Origin of the sequence: Thalassotalea sp. Y01 (genome assembly GCF_012932945.1) — a bacterium.
In the GTDB taxonomy this organism is placed as follows: domain Bacteria; phylum Pseudomonadota; class Gammaproteobacteria; order Enterobacterales; family Alteromonadaceae; genus Thalassotalea_A.
Genome location: NZ_JABBXG010000007.1, coordinates 22,428 through 40,807, shown reverse-complemented (window position 1 = coordinate 40,807; position 18,380 = coordinate 22,428). Strand labels below are relative to the sequence as shown.

At 42.1% G+C, this 18,380-nt stretch carries 14 protein-coding genes and 1 pseudogene; 8 read left to right on the top strand and 7 right to left on the bottom strand.

What is annotated here, in order from left to right; translation table 11 throughout:
- Positions 1-234: 234 nt before the first annotated feature.
- The 3 genes from HII16_RS11260 (at position 235) to HII16_RS16770 (ending at position 3,109) form a co-directional block, all read left to right on the top strand.
- Positions 235-1,413, top strand: a complete 1,179-nt coding sequence (locus HII16_RS11260) for a helix-turn-helix domain-containing protein (protein WP_169130210.1) — start codon at positions 235-237, stop codon at positions 1,411-1,413.
- Positions 1,414-1,748: 335 nt separating this feature from the next.
- Positions 1,749-2,405: a phospholipase D-like domain-containing protein gene (locus HII16_RS16775; RefSeq protein ID WP_211183501.1), complete on the top strand. Its 657-nt coding sequence runs from the start codon at positions 1,749-1,751 to the stop codon at positions 2,403-2,405.
- Positions 2,406-2,773: 368 nt separating this feature from the next.
- The gene (locus HII16_RS16770; RefSeq protein WP_211183500.1) at positions 2,774-3,109 is read left to right on the top strand and encodes a hypothetical protein; all 336 of its coding nucleotides are present in this window, start codon (positions 2,774-2,776) and stop codon (positions 3,107-3,109) included.
- A 130-nt stretch (positions 3,110-3,239) separates the two neighbouring features.
- On the opposite strand, the gene HII16_RS11250 is transcribed toward HII16_RS16770, so the two are convergent.
- The 3 genes from HII16_RS11250 to HII16_RS11240 are packed head-to-tail and all read right to left on the bottom strand — an operon-like array spanning position 3,240 to position 5,479.
- Complete coding sequence (locus HII16_RS11250) at positions 3,240-4,424, bottom strand: NAD(P)/FAD-dependent oxidoreductase (RefSeq protein ID WP_169130460.1); 1,185 nt, start codon at positions 4,422-4,424, stop codon at positions 3,240-3,242.
- Positions 4,425-4,437: 13 nt separating this feature from the next.
- The gene (ftnA, locus tag HII16_RS11245) at positions 4,438-4,968 is read right to left on the bottom strand and encodes a non-heme ferritin (protein WP_169130208.1); all 531 of its coding nucleotides are present in this window, start codon (positions 4,966-4,968) and stop codon (positions 4,438-4,440) included.
- 37 nt (positions 4,969-5,005) lie between these two features.
- Positions 5,006-5,479: a peroxiredoxin gene (locus HII16_RS11240; RefSeq protein WP_169130206.1), complete on the bottom strand. Its 474-nt coding sequence runs from the start codon at positions 5,477-5,479 to the stop codon at positions 5,006-5,008.
- Positions 5,480-5,603: 124 nt separating this feature from the next.
- Here HII16_RS11240 and HII16_RS11235 point away from each other — a divergent pair, with 124 nt between their 5' ends.
- On the top strand, positions 5,604-6,077 hold the full coding sequence (locus tag HII16_RS11235; protein ID WP_169130458.1) for an NYN domain-containing protein: 474 nt from the start codon (positions 5,604-5,606) through the stop codon (positions 6,075-6,077).
- A gap of 216 nt (positions 6,078-6,293) precedes the next feature.
- Here the strand turns inward: HII16_RS11235 and HII16_RS11230 are convergent, their stop codons facing one another.
- Positions 6,294-7,196 (bottom strand): hydrogen peroxide-inducible genes activator, encoded by a 903-nt coding sequence (locus HII16_RS11230; protein WP_169130204.1) that lies wholly within the window; start codon positions 7,194-7,196, stop codon positions 6,294-6,296.
- A gap of 213 nt (positions 7,197-7,409) precedes the next feature.
- Between HII16_RS11230 and ahpC the strand changes: the two genes are divergently transcribed.
- Together ahpC and ahpF are read left to right on the top strand one after the other, a co-directional pair.
- Positions 7,410-7,973 carry an alkyl hydroperoxide reductase subunit C gene (ahpC, locus tag HII16_RS11225; protein WP_211183499.1) on the top strand — a complete coding sequence of 188 codons (564 nt, stop codon included), beginning with the start codon at positions 7,410-7,412 and terminating at the stop codon, positions 7,971-7,973.
- A gap of 123 nt (positions 7,974-8,096) precedes the next feature.
- Positions 8,097-9,656, top strand: a complete 1,560-nt coding sequence (ahpF, locus tag HII16_RS11220) for an alkyl hydroperoxide reductase subunit F (protein ID WP_169130202.1) — start codon at positions 8,097-8,099, stop codon at positions 9,654-9,656.
- Positions 9,657-9,734: 78 nt separating this feature from the next.
- Here the strand turns inward: ahpF and HII16_RS11215 are convergent.
- The 3 genes and pseudogenes from HII16_RS11215 to prlC all read right to left on the bottom strand — a co-directional run.
- Positions 9,735-10,397: pseudogene (locus tag HII16_RS11215) on the bottom strand (class I SAM-dependent methyltransferase); the annotation flags it as partial.
- A 131-nt stretch (positions 10,398-10,528) separates the two neighbouring features.
- Positions 10,529-11,236 carry a DNA-3-methyladenine glycosylase I gene (locus tag HII16_RS11210; RefSeq protein ID WP_169130200.1) on the bottom strand — a complete coding sequence of 236 codons (708 nt, stop codon included), beginning with the start codon at positions 11,234-11,236 and terminating at the stop codon, positions 10,529-10,531.
- A gap of 69 nt (positions 11,237-11,305) precedes the next feature.
- Positions 11,306-13,360, bottom strand: coding sequence for an oligopeptidase A (gene prlC, locus HII16_RS11205; RefSeq protein WP_169130198.1), 2,055 nt, complete (start codon positions 13,358-13,360; stop codon positions 11,306-11,308).
- A 285-nt stretch (positions 13,361-13,645) separates the two neighbouring features.
- Here prlC and gorA point away from each other — a divergent pair, with 285 nt between their 5' ends.
- Together gorA and polA are read left to right on the top strand one after the other, a co-directional pair.
- A complete protein-coding gene (gorA, locus tag HII16_RS11200) occupies positions 13,646-14,995 on the top strand; it encodes a glutathione-disulfide reductase (protein WP_169130197.1) in 1,350 nt (449 codons plus the stop codon).
- A 543-nt stretch (positions 14,996-15,538) separates the two neighbouring features.
- The gene (gene polA, locus HII16_RS11195; protein WP_169130195.1) at positions 15,539-18,268 is read left to right on the top strand and encodes a DNA polymerase I; all 2,730 of its coding nucleotides are present in this window, start codon (positions 15,539-15,541) and stop codon (positions 18,266-18,268) included.
- Positions 18,269-18,380 lie beyond the last annotated feature (112 nt).

The window sequence follows — 18,380 nt, the reverse complement described above, 5'->3', positions numbered from 1 at the left end:
TTGAGTCTTTTGTTAATCAATGAGAGGTTTTAAGGTTCGAATAATAGATCTTTATACCGAACCTTATTGTAAATAAAGGGCTGCAAAGGTGTTTTACTTAGCCAAGGCTTTGCTCGGTAAGACTTATATTTTCAAGTGCTAGATTGGTATGAGAAGTTAGGATATTATCGAAAGAGCATACTAAATATAAATATGAAAAGCAGATACTGATATCAGGTCTGCGAAGATGGGTTGATGAGTACAATAATATTTAATCTACACGACCTTATTTTGGCTGCAACCGCGTTGCTTTGCATCTTGGCCAGCGTGTTTTTATTTGCCTTTCACAAGCACCGCTCATCGAGTTTCCTGTTACTCGCTTTGTTTTTGTTAAGTCATGGGCTGATCGCTATCCATGAGTTAACTTACTACGGGATTCAGTTCCGTTATACGGTATTGGAAACGTCACCTAATTTATTTTTTATTGGCAGCTTTGCGTACGTATTTGATGCGCTACTTTTCTATTGGTACGTAACCGCACGAACGGGCAATAGGTTTTCCTTTGCTCAGTTAGATTATCGCCATTTCCTGCCATTTTTCATTTACCTTGTATACATGTTGTCGGCTTTTTACCTACTAGATGATTTAGAAAAGACACGATTAGTACATACCTGGAAATTAACGGAAAGTTGGCATTACGTTTATTCTGAAGCCGCCATTAAAATGCTTCGTTTGATTTATCTGCTGGCTGCGTGGACTTTATTCAGTCGCTATTTGTATTCATCTTCTGTTTCTCAGGAAAAACGTGCAGAAGCTATTTTCTTAAAATGGCTGATATTGATTTTTGCGGTGATCACATTTGCAGAAGTGGTTTTAAGCAGTGTAAAGGTTATTGATTTATATGTTCCTATCGATAGCAGTGTGTTGAGTTTTATCGGTGTTAGTGGCTATTACCTTACCTTCCTGTTTGTCGTAGCTATGATTAGTTTTGCTTTTGCCAGACTTATCATGAAAGTACAGGCAAGACATTCTAATACAGCTGAACCAAAAGATACTGAAAGTGACTTTAAACCGGATTTTGTGACCAGTATCGAAACGCTTATGAGGGAACAGCGGCCTTACCTTGATACTGAAATTTCTATCGAAACACTTTCAAACCAGCTTGGGATTTCCAGTAAAGAATTGTCTATTACTTTGAATCGCCATTTTCAGATGAACTTTTACGAGTACGTTAATAAATACAGAATTGAGGCCGCCAAAGCGTTGCTTATTGATGAGCCGGAACGTTCTATTACGGAAATCTTCTATGATGTAGGTTTTAACAGTAAATCTGTTTTTAATACTTGTTTTAAAAAGTTTGAAGGTATGACACCTAGCCAATATCGCAAGAGTGTTTTAAATACCAACGTTTCCCTGGTCAGCCAGAGAATTTAGCGGTATCTAGAGCGTAGGGGTTCCGAACGATTTGCTTACTTAGTAGAAAGTAAATTGAAGATTTTAGACACAAACCTAAAGTTTTAAATGCAAATTAACACTGCTCAAAGTAACGACAGAAATCGATGAATATTTAAAGCATAAAGCACGATGTACCAATGGCGGTAACCCTGTTGCCCGTGAAAAGGTTAGGGCACATTGCGTAAATATTAGAAATATGACTCTAGACTAGGCGGAATTATCCTCTGTCGCTCGGTGGTGTGTATTATTCCGCAATGATCGACAATTGGCTCGCTTAGTCGCTTAACTTTAGCAACATGGACGTAATTTAATATATGAAACTCATTGCCAGCGGAATCAATAATCAATTCTTATCTTCCTGCTTGCCTAATAGTGGAGAAGAAGTGGATGGCGTTTTAGCTGCTATTGCATATGGCCAAGACTCCGACAATGTAACTCTATTAAAAAATTGCTTGGATAATAAGTTCAGATTAGATATTTGGATGCGCCATGATGAAACAGTCCCTGTTAGCATAGGGCTGCTAACTAAGCTTTTAAGAAATATGAAAAATAATATTTTCTGTCAGCTAATCCCCGATGTAATGCATTCAAAGGTAATTTGGTGGCAAGGTTATGGGGCTTATATTGGGTCAGCTAATCATACTAATAGGGCCTGGTGGACAAATATTGAAGCAGGAATGTTTTTTACTGAGGAAGAATTAATTTGCAATGATCTTATTCCTCAATTGGAGTTTTTTTTCGAAGGCCTTAGAGATATAAAAGAAGCAATTCCATTATCTCAAGAGTTAATCGAGGAACAAAAGTTACTTTTAGAACTGAGAAAAAAGCTAGGTGTTGATAAAATCGATGAGAAGGTAAAAAAACAGCGAACAGTTCCTATTTTTAATGGAGTCAACGATTATACAAAAGGCTCCGTTGTTGATAAGAAAAAGAAAGCTTTAGAAAGGAATGGCAATCAACTATTTCAATAATTGACAACATTGCATCGCAAATCAATGATTATCGTCCAAACTGGATTTCAGCAGATACGCCGTCTTACTGGCAAGTAGATCAATTTTTACATGCCTATTACTACAATAAAGTTAAGCAAAAAAATAATACTTACCCCTTTGAAGAGTTCTATCAAAAGCATGAGAAATCTCCTAACTCTGCTTTAGCATATGCCTTAAATTGGTGGAAAGACCAGCCAGAAGCTCCTTCTCATGAAGATGACACGTTTAATTATAGTGCCCCAAAACTTAGGGAGTTACTTGCCAAAGATAAATTATTAACATTGACGGTTGATGATATTGAAGAGGTCTGTTGGTGTACCCATGCAACAAAAGATCATGTAATAAAGATGAAAACAGCAACATTGGGAAGACCTGAAGCTTCAACTCTCACAAGGAAAGAGAGGATGCCACTTTTCGCCACTTGGCTTATGTCACAAAGAAATAAAAAGGGGCAAAATATTCGTCAAATTCTGTTTGATATTCTTTATACAGGTAAACCTGGAAGCATTTGGGAAAGAATATATGCAGCAAGTAAGACAGAGGAGCTATGGGTATCACACTATGGCATAAACTCTATAGCTGAAGTAATAGGCTGGGCTCAGCCGGAAACTACTCCTCCAAGAAACGGTCGAACTAATAAAGCCCTTAGAGCTTTAGGCTACCCAGTAAGAATTAATTTTTAGGTTATAAGTCAAAGCGAAGACTATCTTTAAATACTAACTATCAATAAGTTAAGCGTTTTTGGGCTGCATTCGAAGATAAGATTGTCTTCGTTGTTGTGTCAAAAGTCTTCGTTTTATTTATCAGAAAACACTAAACCACTTGCCCAGCGGCCCAGCCTGAGCTCCACGACCATTGAAAGTTATAGCCGCCTAACCAACCGGTGACTTCGGTTACTTCACCAATAAAGTATAAGCCTGGAACTTTTTTACTCTCTAAAGTTTTTGATGAAAGTTCATCACTGTCGACGCCGCCTAATGTAACTTCTGCGGTGCGATATCCTTCAGTGCCATTCGGTTTAATTTGCCAATTGTGGAAGTAATCCTCAATGCTATCAAACTCGCTATGGTCAAGTTGCTTTAATGGTTTATCGGGTAATTCGTTGGCGTTATACAGGCTTTCAATAAAACGCTTCGGTAAGATGTGACTTAACGTGGTTTTTAAGCCGCGTTCAGGATGCTCTTTGCGGATTTGTTGCAGTGTTTCACTTAGGTTGATTTCTGGCAGTAAGTTAATGCTTACAAACTGACCAGCCTTCCAAAAAGAAGATATCTGTAATATCGCAGGTCCAGATAAGCCACGATGAGTAAACAAGATGTTTTCTCTAAAACTAGTGCCATCTTCACTGCTTACATCACAATCAATGCTAATGCCTGACAAGCCATCAAAACGCTGTTTGTCACTATCATGTAAGGTAAATGGCACAAGCGCAGCACAGGTTGGTAAAACCTTAATATCAAATTGCTCAGCAATCTTATAGCCAATTGGCGTGGCGCCCAGTTTAGGCATGGTTAAACCGCCGGATGCGACCACTAATGATTGGCAGTGATAATCCTTGCCCGAGGTGGTGACGATAAAACCATCGTCAACTTTGGCCACTTTAACCACTTCCGACTGCATTTTAACCTTTACGCCGGCCCAGTCGCATTCGGTCATCAGCATCTCGACAATGTCGTGAGCACTGTTGTCGCAAAACAATTGGCCTAAGGTTTTGTGATGATATTCGATACCATGGCGTTCCACCATGTCGATAAAGTCATACTGGGTATAGCGGCTTAATGCCGATTTAACAAAGTGTGGATTTTGACAAAGATAATTATCGGGGTTGGCGTTTTGATTGGTGAAATTACATCGACCACCACCGCTGATAATGATTTTTCGACCGGGCTTTTTGCCCATATCGACTACCGTTACACTGCGGCCACGGTAACCGGCGTTGAGAGCACACATTAGCCCCGCCGCGCCGGCACCGATCACAAGTACATCTAAATGTTGCAAAGACATCTATTAATTATGCACCGTCTGCTGGTACTTCAATGGAAGTTGGACCGTTTTTCGCCATCTCAGCTAGGTCTTTATCGACGAAGAACAGTGCATGACCGTCCGCGCCAACCAATTCAATTTTATCGATGATCGACTTGAATAAGGTTTCTTCTTCGTGCTGCTCTGCAACAAACCACTGTAAGAAGTTAAACGTAGAATAGTCTTGAGTGGTAAACGCGGTATGCGCAAGGGCGTTAATACGTTCAGTGATCAAACACTCGTGCTCATAGGTTTCTTTAAAGACATCAACTAACGAGCCAAATTCATGTGGTGGCGCTTCAATTGCACCTAGAATTGGCATTGCACCTGTTTCACTCACGTAGTTAAACAAGCGGTTCATGTGCTGCATTTCTTCAATTGCGTGCTTGCGCATAAACGCAGCAGCGCCTTCGAAACCGGCGTCTTCGCACCAAGCACTCATTTGTAAGTACAGGTTAGAAGAATAAAATTCCATATTGATTTGCTCATTGAGCTGTTCAATCATAGGTTGCTTTAACATAATACGTCTCTATGTTTATCTGATTTGAAATTAGCGTTTAAAGGTTTGCAAGTACGTTTTCTGCGGTACTTACTTCAAATTGTTTTGGTTGTTCTACAAACAACTGACTGACGATACCATCTTTGATTACCATGGCATAACGTTGTGAACGAATGCCACCAAAGCCACCGGTTTCCATACTAAGACCAAGCGCTTTATGGTAGCTACCATCACCATCGGCTAGCATCATTAGGTTTTCAGCGTTAGCAGATTTACCCCATGCATCCATCACAAAAGCATCGTTAACCGCAACACAAACTACACGATCAACGCCTTTAGCGTTAAATTCGTCGAAGTTAACCACAAAACCCGGCAAATGTGCTGCCGAACAGGTCGGTGTAAAGGCGCCAGGTACAGCAAATACGACACTGGTCCCTTTGGCAAATAATTCGCTCGCTTGATGAACTTGTATACCATCGCTGGTAAGTTGCTGTAATTCGCCAGCAGGTACTGCTTTGTTAACTTCTATCATGATGTTCACTTTTGTTCTGGTTAAGTTATTGAATCTGATTATAAAGCCTTGCTTAACATTTGTCTGAATTTTTACATTTTTTCCCGTAGACTTAGAGCATTCATTGTTTAGAGAAAACTTCGTTATGCCTAGCGCAGCTATTTTTGTGGATGTTCAGAATATTTACTATACGTGCCGACAAGCGTTTGGGCGCAGTTTCGATTACAACAAACTGTGGGCTTACATTGCTGCAAGCCACCAAATAGACCATGCCTTTGCTTACGCCATCGACGCCGGCAATGAAAAACAACAGCAATTCCAGAATATCCTACGTGCCATCGGCTTTACTGTGAAGCTAAAGCCGTTTATTCAACGTAATGACGGCAGCGCCAAAGGCGATTGGGATGTTGGTATCACCATTGATGCCTTAGAGCACGGCAGCGATGTCGATAAAGTGTATTTGCTCTCTGGTGATGGTGATTTTGATTTATTGGTCAACAATTTAAGGCAAAAATATAAATGTCAGGTTGAGGTAATCGGCGTTGAGCAACTTACCGCAAACTCGTTGTTAATTGCCTGCGATCGTTTCACCCCTATCAATAATGAGTTACTGCTTTAGTCTGAGCAATTAACGCTACAGACACAATTGGTCGCCATAATAATTATCTTGATAGTTGCACTGACATGCATGCTTTGTTGGTTTGCTAATGAGTTGTTTTATCACATTGATTAGATTGCTCATGGTTTGCTCCATATGAGATGTTATAAGTTGTCACCATTAAACCGAATCGTTACAACTTGATACAGTGATTAAAACTGATGTTGAGGTTCGATTTTATCTATCGTGCTTTTTCAACTCTTGATTAAACAGTTTTTGCAGCAAGGTGATATCGTTTACTCGCACATAGTTCGGACGCAACACCAGTGCGATTGAGCGATGTGGACCGGGTTCATTTAGGTGTACGGCCTGTAATTCCGATTGTGCGCTAACCAACTGATCTAATGCCATTTTTGGTACAAGTGTGGTGCCTAACTTACCGGCAACCATCTGAATTAAGGTGTACAAGCTGGTGGAATCAAAGTCTGTATGTTGATTTTTAGGCTGCAGTTGGCAGGCAGCCAAGGCATGATCTTTTAGGCAATGACCATCTTTAAGTAACAATAGTTTATCAATCTCTAGGTCTTTGCTGCTGATTTCTTGCAGTGATGCGTTGTACTCATCACGATGACTAACCCAATAAAAATCCTCTTGCCAAAATTCAAAACTCAACAAGCCATCAATGTTATAAGGCAGCGCTAAAATAGCCACATCAAGTTCACCGTTACGCACCTTTTCAACGAGAACATGAGATTGCTCTTCAACAATTTTAAGCGGCAGTTCTGGGTATTGTCGGCGCACTTCAGGCAATACTTTGGGCAGTAAATACGGACCAATGGTCGGGATAACCCCTATGGTTAGTGGCGCAGATAACGGCGCGTTATTGACATGCGCAAACTGTAACAGCTCATCGACTTCTAAATTAATAAATCGAGCTTTGTCTAAAATCTGCTTACCGAGATTGGTCACTAATACTTGTTTATTATTACGCTCAAATATTTGCAGGTTTAGCTGTTTTTCAAGTTCATTGATTGCCGTACTTAACGCCGATTGCGAGACATTACATAACTCGGCGGCTTTTTTAAAATGTAGGGTCTTCTCGACCGCTAACGCATAACGAAGTTGCTTAAGAGAGATCATGGCAATGTGCACGCTGTTAAATAATACCTGTGAATAGCGATACTATAAAACAATACTTGGCTTTTGTAATTCAATTTTATAGAACATAAAAATCAATTTAATCAATTATACTAATCAAACCTCACATCATACTATAGCCACATCGAAACGCAGACAGCTGCGAATAACACACAGTTAATCATATATTAATTTTAAAAATAGAGGTAAATCATCATGGCTAAGATCGGTCAAACTATTCCAGAATTCAACGCACAAGCATTCCACAATGGCGAGTTCACAGAAGTAACTTCAGATTCTGTAAAAGGTAAATGGAGCATCTTCTTGTTCTACCCTGCTGACTTCACATTTGTATGTCCGACAGAACTAGAAGACATGGCAAACCATTACGCAGAATTGCAAGAGCTAGGTGTTGAAGTGTATGCCGTATCGACCGATACCCATTTCTCACACAAAGCATGGCACGATTCTTCAGAAGCGATCGGCAAAATCAAATTCCCAATGTTAGGTGACCAAACAGGGCATATTACTCGAGGTTTTGATGTGATGATTGAAGAAGACCATATGGCACATCGCGGCACCTTCTTAGTTGACCCAGACGGTGTTATTCAAGTCGCTCATATTCACGCCGGCGGTATTGGTCGCAGTGCAAAAGACATGGTTCGTAATGTAAAAGCAGCACAATATGTTCGCGAAAATGACGGTGAAGTATGTCCAGCCGCATGGGAAAAAGGCGAGCAAACCTTAACACCAAGCCTTGATCTTGTCGGCAAGATCTAACGCTTAATACGACTTACTCATTTACTTCCTTCGTTCGGCGGGCATTAGCAAATTCAATTGCCTAATCGGCCCGCCATTTTTTTTGCACTCAGTCCATAACCAAACTAACAAAAAGGTATTCGTATGTTATCTCCAGATATTCTCAACACATTAAAAACTTACACTGCCAACATGAAAAACCCTGTGACATTGGTATTGCAAACCGGTGCGCATCAAAAACGCGACGAATTACATGACTTTTTAAGCAAGCTTTGTTCGATTTCCGACAACTTGATTTTACAACAGGCGGATATCAATTTACGCAGTCCAATTTCATTTGCACTGCAAGTCGATGGCAAGCCTAATGGCATTATTTTTTCTGGTATTCCCGGCGGTCACGAATTTAACTCCCTAATTTTGGCGATTTTGCAGTCATCAGGTTCACCAATCAAACTAGATGACACCTTAACCGGCTTACTCAAGAATATTGATGAACCATTGCATTTTGAGGTGTTCGTCAGCCTAAGCTGTCATAACTGTCCGGATGTAGTGCAATCTTTGAATCAATTTGCGCTGATTAATGACAACATTAACAGTGAGATGATTGATGGTGGTTTATACGAACAATTAATCGCTGAACGCAATATTCAAGGTGTGCCAAGCGTTTACCTTAACGGCGAGTTATTTGCTAACGGTAAAATCGATACCGCACAGCTTATCGACAAGCTACTTAAACGCTACCCACACATTGCAAAAACCAGTCAAACTGAACAACTACCAACGCAAGATGTAACTGTCATTGGTGGTGGTCCAGCGGGTGTCGCCGCAGCCATTTATGCCGCCCGCAAAGGCTTAAAGGTAACCATGATTGCCGATCGTATTGGCGGTCAAGTGAAAGACACGGTCGACATTGAAAACCTGATTTCGGTAAATAAAACCACAGGCACTCAACTGACCAATAACATGCAACAGCATATGTATGATTACGACATCACCTTAAAAGAGCATGTTCGTGTTGAAAATATCGATAAAGGTGGCGACGATAAGTTGAAAACCTTGCATTTGTCATCCGGCGAAACCATTACCAGTAAAACCATTATTGTTGCCACAGGTGCTAAATGGCGTGAACTTGGCGTGCCAGGTGAAAAAGAAAATGTCGGCTCAGGTGTGGCTTATTGCCCACACTGTGATGGGCCTTTTTTCAAAGGCAAAGACGTGGCTGTCGTTGGTGGCGGTAACTCAGGTATCGAAGCTGCGTTAGATTTAGCCGGCACGGTAAATAAGGTAACGGTCTTTGAGTTTATGGATGAATTTAAGGCTGATCAAGTGCTGCTCGACAAAGCCAGAGCAAACGATAAAATCACCTTGATCAATAATGCCGCTACCAAGCAAATTATTGCCAACAATGGCAAAGTCAGCGCGATTGAATATACCGATCGTAGCACTAACCAAAGCCATCAAGTTGAACTAGCCGGTGTGTTCGTCCAAATCGGTTTGCTGCCAAACAGCCAATTTCTGCACAACGTGGTTGAAAGCACCCGTTTTGGCGAAGTGATTATTGATGAAAAGTGTCACACCACAGAGCCCGGTATTTTCGCCGCGGGTGACGTGACAACAGTACCTTACAAGCAAATTATTGTTGCCATGGGCGAAGGTTCTAAAGCCGCATTATCGGCCTTTGATTACCTAATAAAAGAGTTTTAATCGGCTATTAACCGATAGCTAACTATGGTTATAAAAATGCTCGCGCATGCCACTAAAATCAAGGACGATCTGGTGGCGTTAATTTTTGGGGATACCCTGATTAACATAGATATCAAATCGGTTTTTCTTCATTTTGATGGATGTGCTCGGCTGGCGATTAGCCAACGGCTCGGCATAATTAGGACGTTTCACAACAACTCGATACTTGGCCAACGCCAACGCTTGGTCGAGCAGATCGTCAGCATCAGGGTCGCTGCCCACCAAACCTTGAAAGACGCGCATTTCTTTTTTCACTGCGGCAGACTTTTCTCGGTGTGGGTACATAGGATCAAGATAGACCACATCGATATCATCTAGTTTGCCCATGGCATTGATGCTCGACGCATTAATAAGCTGCATACGTTGGCCTATCCACTCGCCCACTTCATCACTGGTTTTAGCGCGTTTCAGTCCATCATCTAATAATGCGGCAACCGGTCGTTGACGCTCAATCATGGTGACCTTACAACCAAGGTTTGCTAATACAAAGGCATCTCGGCCTAATCCTGCTGTAGCATCTAATACATTTGGACTAAAGCCATGCTTTAAGCCAATGGCTTTGGCAATATCTTGGCCTCTGCCACCGCCAAATTTAGCCCGATGTCCCACCGCACCGCCAACAAAATCAACGTGAATACCGCCTAATTTGGGCTCGTCGGTTTTATGCAGGCTAATAAGGTCGTCTGTGGCTAATAAATAATATGGGCTTTTAACCTTGTTGATATCCCGTAATTCACCGCCATAAGGTAACTGCCAGTTGTTAGCAACCTGCTGCGCTTGCATCACATTGGCAAGATTATCTGCGAAAATTAGGCAGTGTGGAGTATCGCTCATTATTCACCGTCCAAAGTAATGTAGTTATCACCCGTGCTGAGGGCAATAAGGCGGGAAATCTCTTTTAAACTATAGCCGCTTTGCTGCTGCCACTCATTAAAACACCGCTGTATGCTGTTAAGGCTTGTCTTTGAGGTTAAGCCTCCAGAGATCAAATCATGAGCTCGCAAATAGGCCTCGACATCACGGCTTAATAAAAAGGTGTCTTTGCCTAATGCTCTTAACGCGTAAGGGCCGGTGTTGCCACCTAAACGTTGACCGTGTTTTTTCAGGTGATTCCATAAGCCGATAATGTCGGTTTCTGGCCAATCGGCGATAAACGACGCAAAACTGCCATGTTCCACTTCAGTTTCAAAAATCATCTGCGCATTGGCTTTAATCGTTTGTACTTTTTTATAGTTACGAATGATGCGTGGATCAGATGCTTTTTGCTCAAGCATTTCTTCTGGCATCATCAGCATTTTCTCAATGTTAAATTCAAAGAATAACTGTTCGAAGTTAGGCCATTTGTTTTCAACAACGCGCCAAACAAAACCCGATTGAAATACCTTCTTTGTGAACTCAGCCAAAAAACGGTCACTGCTAAGCTGACGTAATTGCTGATTGTTATCTACCAAAGCCGGATACGGGTGCATCAGCGCCTGTAATTTCTCTTCGCTGCCCTTTCTCTCAAGCGCACGTTGATAAATTGTGCTGATTTTTTCCATATTTAACGTCCAAATAATGCAAATAAATAAAGGGCGCCAATAGGCGCCCTAGGCAAATTTATGGCTTTACTATACGCCGATACCAGAATGGCGCAATAGCGCGTCTACTTGTGGTTCACGGCCGCGAAATGCCTTAAATAATTCCATAGGTTCTTCACTACCACCTTTTTCGAGTACACATTCAAGAAAATCTTTACCGGTGTCGGCATTAAAAATACCCTCTTCCTCAAACCGTGCGTAGGCATCTGCAGATAATACTTCAGCCCATTTATAAGAGTAGTAACCGGCGGCATAGCCACCAGCGAAGATATGACCAAAGCTGTGCTGAAAACGATTAAACTCAGGAGCCTTTACCACAGCGTATTTATCACGTACTTGATTAAGCACCGATTGGATTTGATCACCCTTGCTCGGATCATATTGCGCGTGAATGGTGAAATCAAAGATGCTGAATTCCAATTGACGGAGCATTTGCATGGCCGATTGAAAATTCTTTGCCGCTAACATTTTATCAAGCATGGCTTGTGGCAATGGCTCATCGGTTTCATGATGACTTGATAAAAACGCCAACGCTTGTGGTTCCCAACACCAATTTTCGAGGAACTGGCTTGGCAATTCTACTGCATCCCAAGCAACACCGTTAATGCCGGCAACACCAGAGGCATTCACTTGCGTTAGCATGTGGTGCAACCCGTGACCAAACTCATGGAATAAAGTCACCACTTCATCATGGGTAAACAACGCAGGCTTATTACCTACAGGTTTCGTAAAGTTACAGGTTAAGAATGCAACAGGCAGTTGCACACTGTCATCGTTGAGCTGACGACGGCCAACGCAATCGGCCATCCACGCACCACCACGCTTTTTATCACGGGCATATAAATCTAAGTAAAAGCTACCACGTAAATTATCATCACGATCAAAGACTTGGTAAAAACTAACATCTTGGTGCCAGCTATCAATGCCGTCTAATTGTTTAATGCTTACACCGTATAAACGATGCACCACTTCAAATAAGCCGGCAATGACCTTATCTTCAGGGAAATATGGACGTAAATCTTCGTCCGAAATCGCATAACGCGATTGTTTTAGTTTTTCCGAATAATAGGCCAAATCCCACGGTTGTAAGTCAGTTTTGGCAAACTCTTGCTGTGCAAATGTGCATAACTCTGATAAATCATTCTCGCCTTGGCTTTTAGATTTTTGCGCTAAGTCTTGCAAAAACGTCATAACTTGGTCGCTGTTTTCAGCCATTTTGGTCGCCAAAGACTCTTCGGCGTAACTGTCAAAGCCCAACAGCTGAGCCAACTCATGACGCAACGCCAAGGTTTCAGCCATAATATCTGTGTTATCAAACTCACCGGCATTTGGGCCTTGATCAGAGGCGCGTGTGACATAAGCGACGTAGAGCTTTTCTCGCAATTCAGCGTTGTCACAGTACATCATTACCGGCAAGTAACTTGGAATATCCAACGTAAATAACCAACCTTGTTTTTGTTGGCTTTCAGCCATTTGCTTGGCACCCGCTAACGCACTGTCGGGAAGACCGGCTAGATCACTTTCATCATCAATCAACACACTAAAGGCGCCAGTTGCATCAAGCAGGTTGTTACTAAACTTTGATGCCAGTTCGCTCAAGCGCGTTTGGATCTCACCATAACGCTGCTTCTTGTTTTGCTCTAAGCCAATACCCGACAATTTAAAGTCACGCAAAGCATTGCTTATGACTTTCTTTTGTGCAACATCAAGGCGATTAAATTCATCACTTTCGGACAACGACTTATAGGCGTTGTATAGGCCTTCATGTTGGCCCACCCAAGTACTGTACTCAGATAATGTCGCTAGGCAAGAATCATAGGCATCGCGTAGCTCATCACTGTTCACTACCGAGTTCATATGCGATACCGGAGACCAAATCTTTTCGAGAATATCATCGACATCATCTAAATAAGCCACCAGATTTTGCCAGCTGTAGTCCTGGCCTTTGGCTGCGATCAACTCTATCGCTTGCTTAGCATCATTAATGGCCTTTTCGACCGCGGGTTTAATGTGTTCTGGTTTAATTTGAGAAAATAACGGAAGAGCACCTTGTTGTTGGGCTTGTTCTAATAACGGGTTAGTCATGAATTACTGGCCTAGTTTTTTTAGTCATCTATTAGTACAAATAAGATCGAATAGGGCAAGAATCAAGGTGTGGTGGCAATAAAAAGCCAACGAAATCACATTCAACAGTATTTTCATTGGCCATGGACACAGAAAATAACACTCGATTTGAATAGAAAAACCTAAATCACCGCTCTAATAAACATTGATTTGTTTGATGGTCATCCGCGATGAATTGCCTACGGCGCTTGAAAATTTGCCATTTGGCCACCATCTTGTATGCATAATCGCGATTTGGAGTGAATAATGAGTAAACATTTTGACTATATTGCCCTTGGTGCCGGTTCAGGTGGCATTGCCTCAATAAACCGTGCTGCCATGCACGGCAAAAAGTGCGCATTAATTGAAGCAAAAGCCTTGGGTGGCACGTGTGTTAACGTCGGTTGTGTCCCTAAAAAAGTGATGTGGTATGCAGGTCAGATTGCTGATGCGGTGCATTTGTCAAAAGATTATGGCTTCGATTTAACCGCTGGCAAGCTGGACTGGGCTAAGTTGGTTGATAGTCGCGAAGCGTATATCTCACGAATTCACGCCTCCTATGACAATGTACTCGGTAAAAATAACGTAGAAGTTATCAACGGCTTTGGTAAGTTTGTCGGTAGCAATGCCATTGAAGTCAATGGTGAAGTCTATACCGCCGACCACATTCTTATCGCCACTGGCGGTCGACCAAGCATTCCTAACATTCCAGGTGCCGAACACGGTATAACCTCAGATGGATTTTTTGCATTAACCGAACAACCACAGCGGGTTGCAGTGGTCGGCGCTGGCTATATCGCCGTTGAAATCGCCGGGGTATTAAACGCGCTAGGCAGTGACACCACTTTATTGGTGCGCAAACACAAGCCACTACGTGATTTTGATGACATGCTGTCAGACACACTCGTTGAGATCATGGCGCAAGATGGTCTGACATTGAAAACACACAGCACCCCTAAAGAGCTGATTAAAAATGACGATGGCTCATTAACCTTGCACCTTGAAAATGGTGAATCATTGAGTGTTGATAGTGTTATCTGGGCCATTGGCCGTGAGCCAGCTACCGATAACATTAATCTACAGGCAGCGGATTTAACCACCAATGAGCGCGGCTTTATTGAAACCGATATGTACCAAAACACCGCGGTTGATGGCATTTATGCGGTCGGCGATAACACAGGTAGAGCCCAACTGACGCCGGTAGCCGTTGCCGCAGGTCGTCGCTTGTCTGAGCGACTATTTAATAATAAGCCAACGGAACACTTGGACTATTCGCAAATTCCAACCGTGGTATTTTCGCACCCAACAATTGGCACCTTAGGTCTAACTGAAGCTGAGGCTATTGCACAGTATGGTGAGCAAGATATCACCGTGTATACCTCACAATTTACCTCGATGTACACTGCGGTAACCCAATATCGCCAGCCATGTCGAATGAAGCTGGTATGTCAAGGCGACAATGAGAAAATCGTTGGCATGCATGGCATTGGTTTGGGTAGTGATGAAATGCTGCAAGGGTTTGCGGTGGCGGTTAAGATGGGCGCCACCAAAGCCGACTTTGACAACACTATCGCCATTCACCCTACTGCTGCTGAAGAGTTTGTTACCATGCGTTAGTCAGCTCAGTAATTACCGTTACTATTTGATATAGCTTTAGAAACCGGAATTTAGTTCCGGTTTTTTATTGTCTGCTTGGCAATCATGTAAGCCCTTTCATTTTTGCTGATTAACGTCAGCCCGCGCCACATCTAGCTATACAACTTTTTCGTTTAAGAAGGTGAATTGCAATCTGTTTTATTTATTAATATTTTTTGAAAAAATCGTTTTTTTTAAAAAATAGTTCTGATAGTATCAATATCCCCTTTGCGAAAAATGAATGTTTTTTAGTCAATCGCAAACGGGAGCTGGGAATAATTATCCACATCTATTTTTGCCAATAATAATAAATAGAAAGTGCATTTACATCATCCCCACACCCTATTCTTAATGAGCTTGAGCAAAGCCACACTTGACAATTGCCTTTTTGTCAGGTGGCGTCATATATTGTTTTCACAGAGTTATCCACAATTAACAAGGTAATGTGAACATTTTAATTCTGGTCTGAATTTTCTATCTGTGGCATTCTAATCGGCATTATCATTGAGCTAAACCTAGAAATTTATGAGCCAGTCATCTCCTTACATTCTTGTTGACGGATCTTCGTATCTGTTTCGTGCCTATTACGTTCCTTATTTACAAGCATTATCCACTAAAGACGGTCATCCAACCGGTGCAATCACTGGTGTATTAAACATGCTCCGCTCTTTAAATAAAGATTATCCTACCGGCAAGGTAGTGGTGGTTTTTGATGCCAAGGGCAAAACCTTCCGCAATGACATGTATCCGGAGTACAAGGCGAACCGTCCGCCGATGCCAGATGATCTGCGCTGTCAGATTGAACCACTGCATAAAATTATCAAAGCCATGGGTTTACCATTATTGGTTATCGAAGGCGTTGAAGCCGATGATGTGATCGGTACCTTAGCCAAACAGGCCAGTGAACAAGGTTTAGAAACCATTATTTCCACTGGTGATAAGGATATGGCGCAATTGGTAACGGAGCATGTGCGTTTAATTAATACCATGACCAACACCATGACCGATGTCGACGGTGTTGTTGAAAAGTTTGGCGTACGTCCTGATCAAATCATCGACTATCTCGCCTTGATGGGTGACAAAGTAGATAACATTCCGGGTGTTGAAAAGTGTGGTCCGAAAACCGCTGTTAAATGGCTCGCTCAGCACGACACGCTCGAAGCGGTTATGGCTAATGCCGACCAAGTGAAAGGCAAAATCGGTGAAAACCTGCGCTCAGCATTAGAGCAACTGCCACTATCATATCAATTGGCCACCATTAAAACCGATGTAGAGCTTAAACAGACATTGGCTGAAATGGAAGCCAAACCCGCGCAAATAGAGACGCTACGAGAGCTGTACAGTCAGTTTGAATTAAAACGATTGTTGGCGGATCTCGATAAAGGTGCCCCAGAAGCCAGCGTTGACGAAGAAAGCGAAAACGAAGAAGTCATTGAACAAGTCGACGCTGACTACGACATCATATTGACCGAGCAACAATTAGACGATTGGTTAGCACAACTTGAACAAAGCAAAACTTTTGCTTTTGATACCGAGACGACTTCAGTTAACTATATGCAGGCTGAATTGGTCGGTGTGTCATTTGCAACCGAACCTGGCAAAGCCGCCTATTTGCCATTCGCCCATGACTATATTGACGCCCCAAAGCAGCTCGACAAAGAGCTTGTATTGGCAAAGTTAAAACCATTGTTAGAAAGCAGCGAGTTAAAAAAGATTGGTCAAAACTTAAAATACGATGCCAACGTGCTAATGCGCCACGGCATTAAATTAAATGGTATTGAATATGACACCATGCTCGAGTCATATTGTTATAACAGTGTCGCCACACGTCATAATATGGATGCGTTGGCGGCTAAATATCTCGATTATAAAACCGTGCACTTTGAAGATATTGCCGGTAAAGGTGTAAAACAATTAACCTTTAACCAAATCGATATCGACAAGGCCGGTCATTATGCCGCAGAAGATGCGGACATCACCTTACGTTTGCACAATGTATTGTGGCCTAAGTTAGAAAAAAATAGCGATCAACAGCAAGTATTCCGTGAAATCGAAATGCCATTAATGCCGGTATTGGCTCGCATGGAGCAAACCGGTGTATTGATTGATTCTGATTTGCTCAACCAGCAATCACTGCACATCGCTGCCCGCCTTGATGAGTTAGAAATGAAGGCCCATGAAATCGCAGGCAAGAGTTTCAACCTGAGCTCACCAAAACAATTGCAAACCATTTTGTTTGAAGAGCAAAATATTCCGGTGATTAAAAAGACACCAAAAGGCGCGCCATCGACAGCCGAAGAGGTATTACAAGAGCTAGCACTTGATTATCCACTGCCTAAATTGATTCTTGAGCATCGAGGATTGGCCAAACTAAAATCAACCTACACCGATAAACTGCCGTTAATGGTTGATTCGCAAACTGGCCGAGTTCACACCTCGTACCATCAAGCGGTAACAGCCACAGGTCGATTGTCATCAACGGATCCAAACTTGCAGAATATTCCTATTCGTTCTGATGAAGGTAAAAAAATCCGTCAGGCATTTATCGCCCCACAAGGCAGCAAGATTGTCGCCATCGATTATTCACAAATTGAATTGCGTATCATGGCGCACTTATCTAATGACCAAGGCTTGTTAACCGCATTCGCAGAAGGCCGCGATATTCACCAAGCGACCGCAGCGGAGATTTTCGCGATTCCATTAGAGCAAGTAACCGCCGATCACCGTCGTAGTGCTAAGGCAATTAACTTTGGCTTGATTTACGGCATGTCTGCGTTTGGCTTGGCCAAGCAACTGCATATTGGTCGCAACCAAGCACAAGATTACATGAACAAATATTTTGAGCGTTATCCTGGGGTAAAAGAGTATATGGAAAATACTCGAATGGACGCCAGTGACAAAGGTTATGTCGAAACTCTATTTGGTCGTCGCTTATATTTACCAGAGATTAAATCAAAAAATGGTGCTCGTCGCGCGGCTGCAGAACGCGCTGCGATTAATGCGCCAATGCAAGGTACCGCTGCGGATATCATTAAAAAGGCGATGTTGGCCGTTGATGCTTGGTTGTTAGAACAAAACGATTCGCGCATAAAAATGACTATGCAAGTGCACGATGAACTGATATTTGAGGTGGATGAAAGCATCATTGATGAAATTGTTCCAAAATTAGTCGAAATTATGGACGATGCAGTGCAATTAAATGTGCCGTTGATCTCAGAAGCCGGTACAGGCGACAACTGGCAGCAAGCACACTAAATGTAATTTAATTACAAAAAATTGAGTTAAAAAACAAAATAAAGGCTTTTTTGCATACGTATGTAGCGTATTTTTGAAAAAAATGTAATAAAAGTTAGAATAAATACTTTAC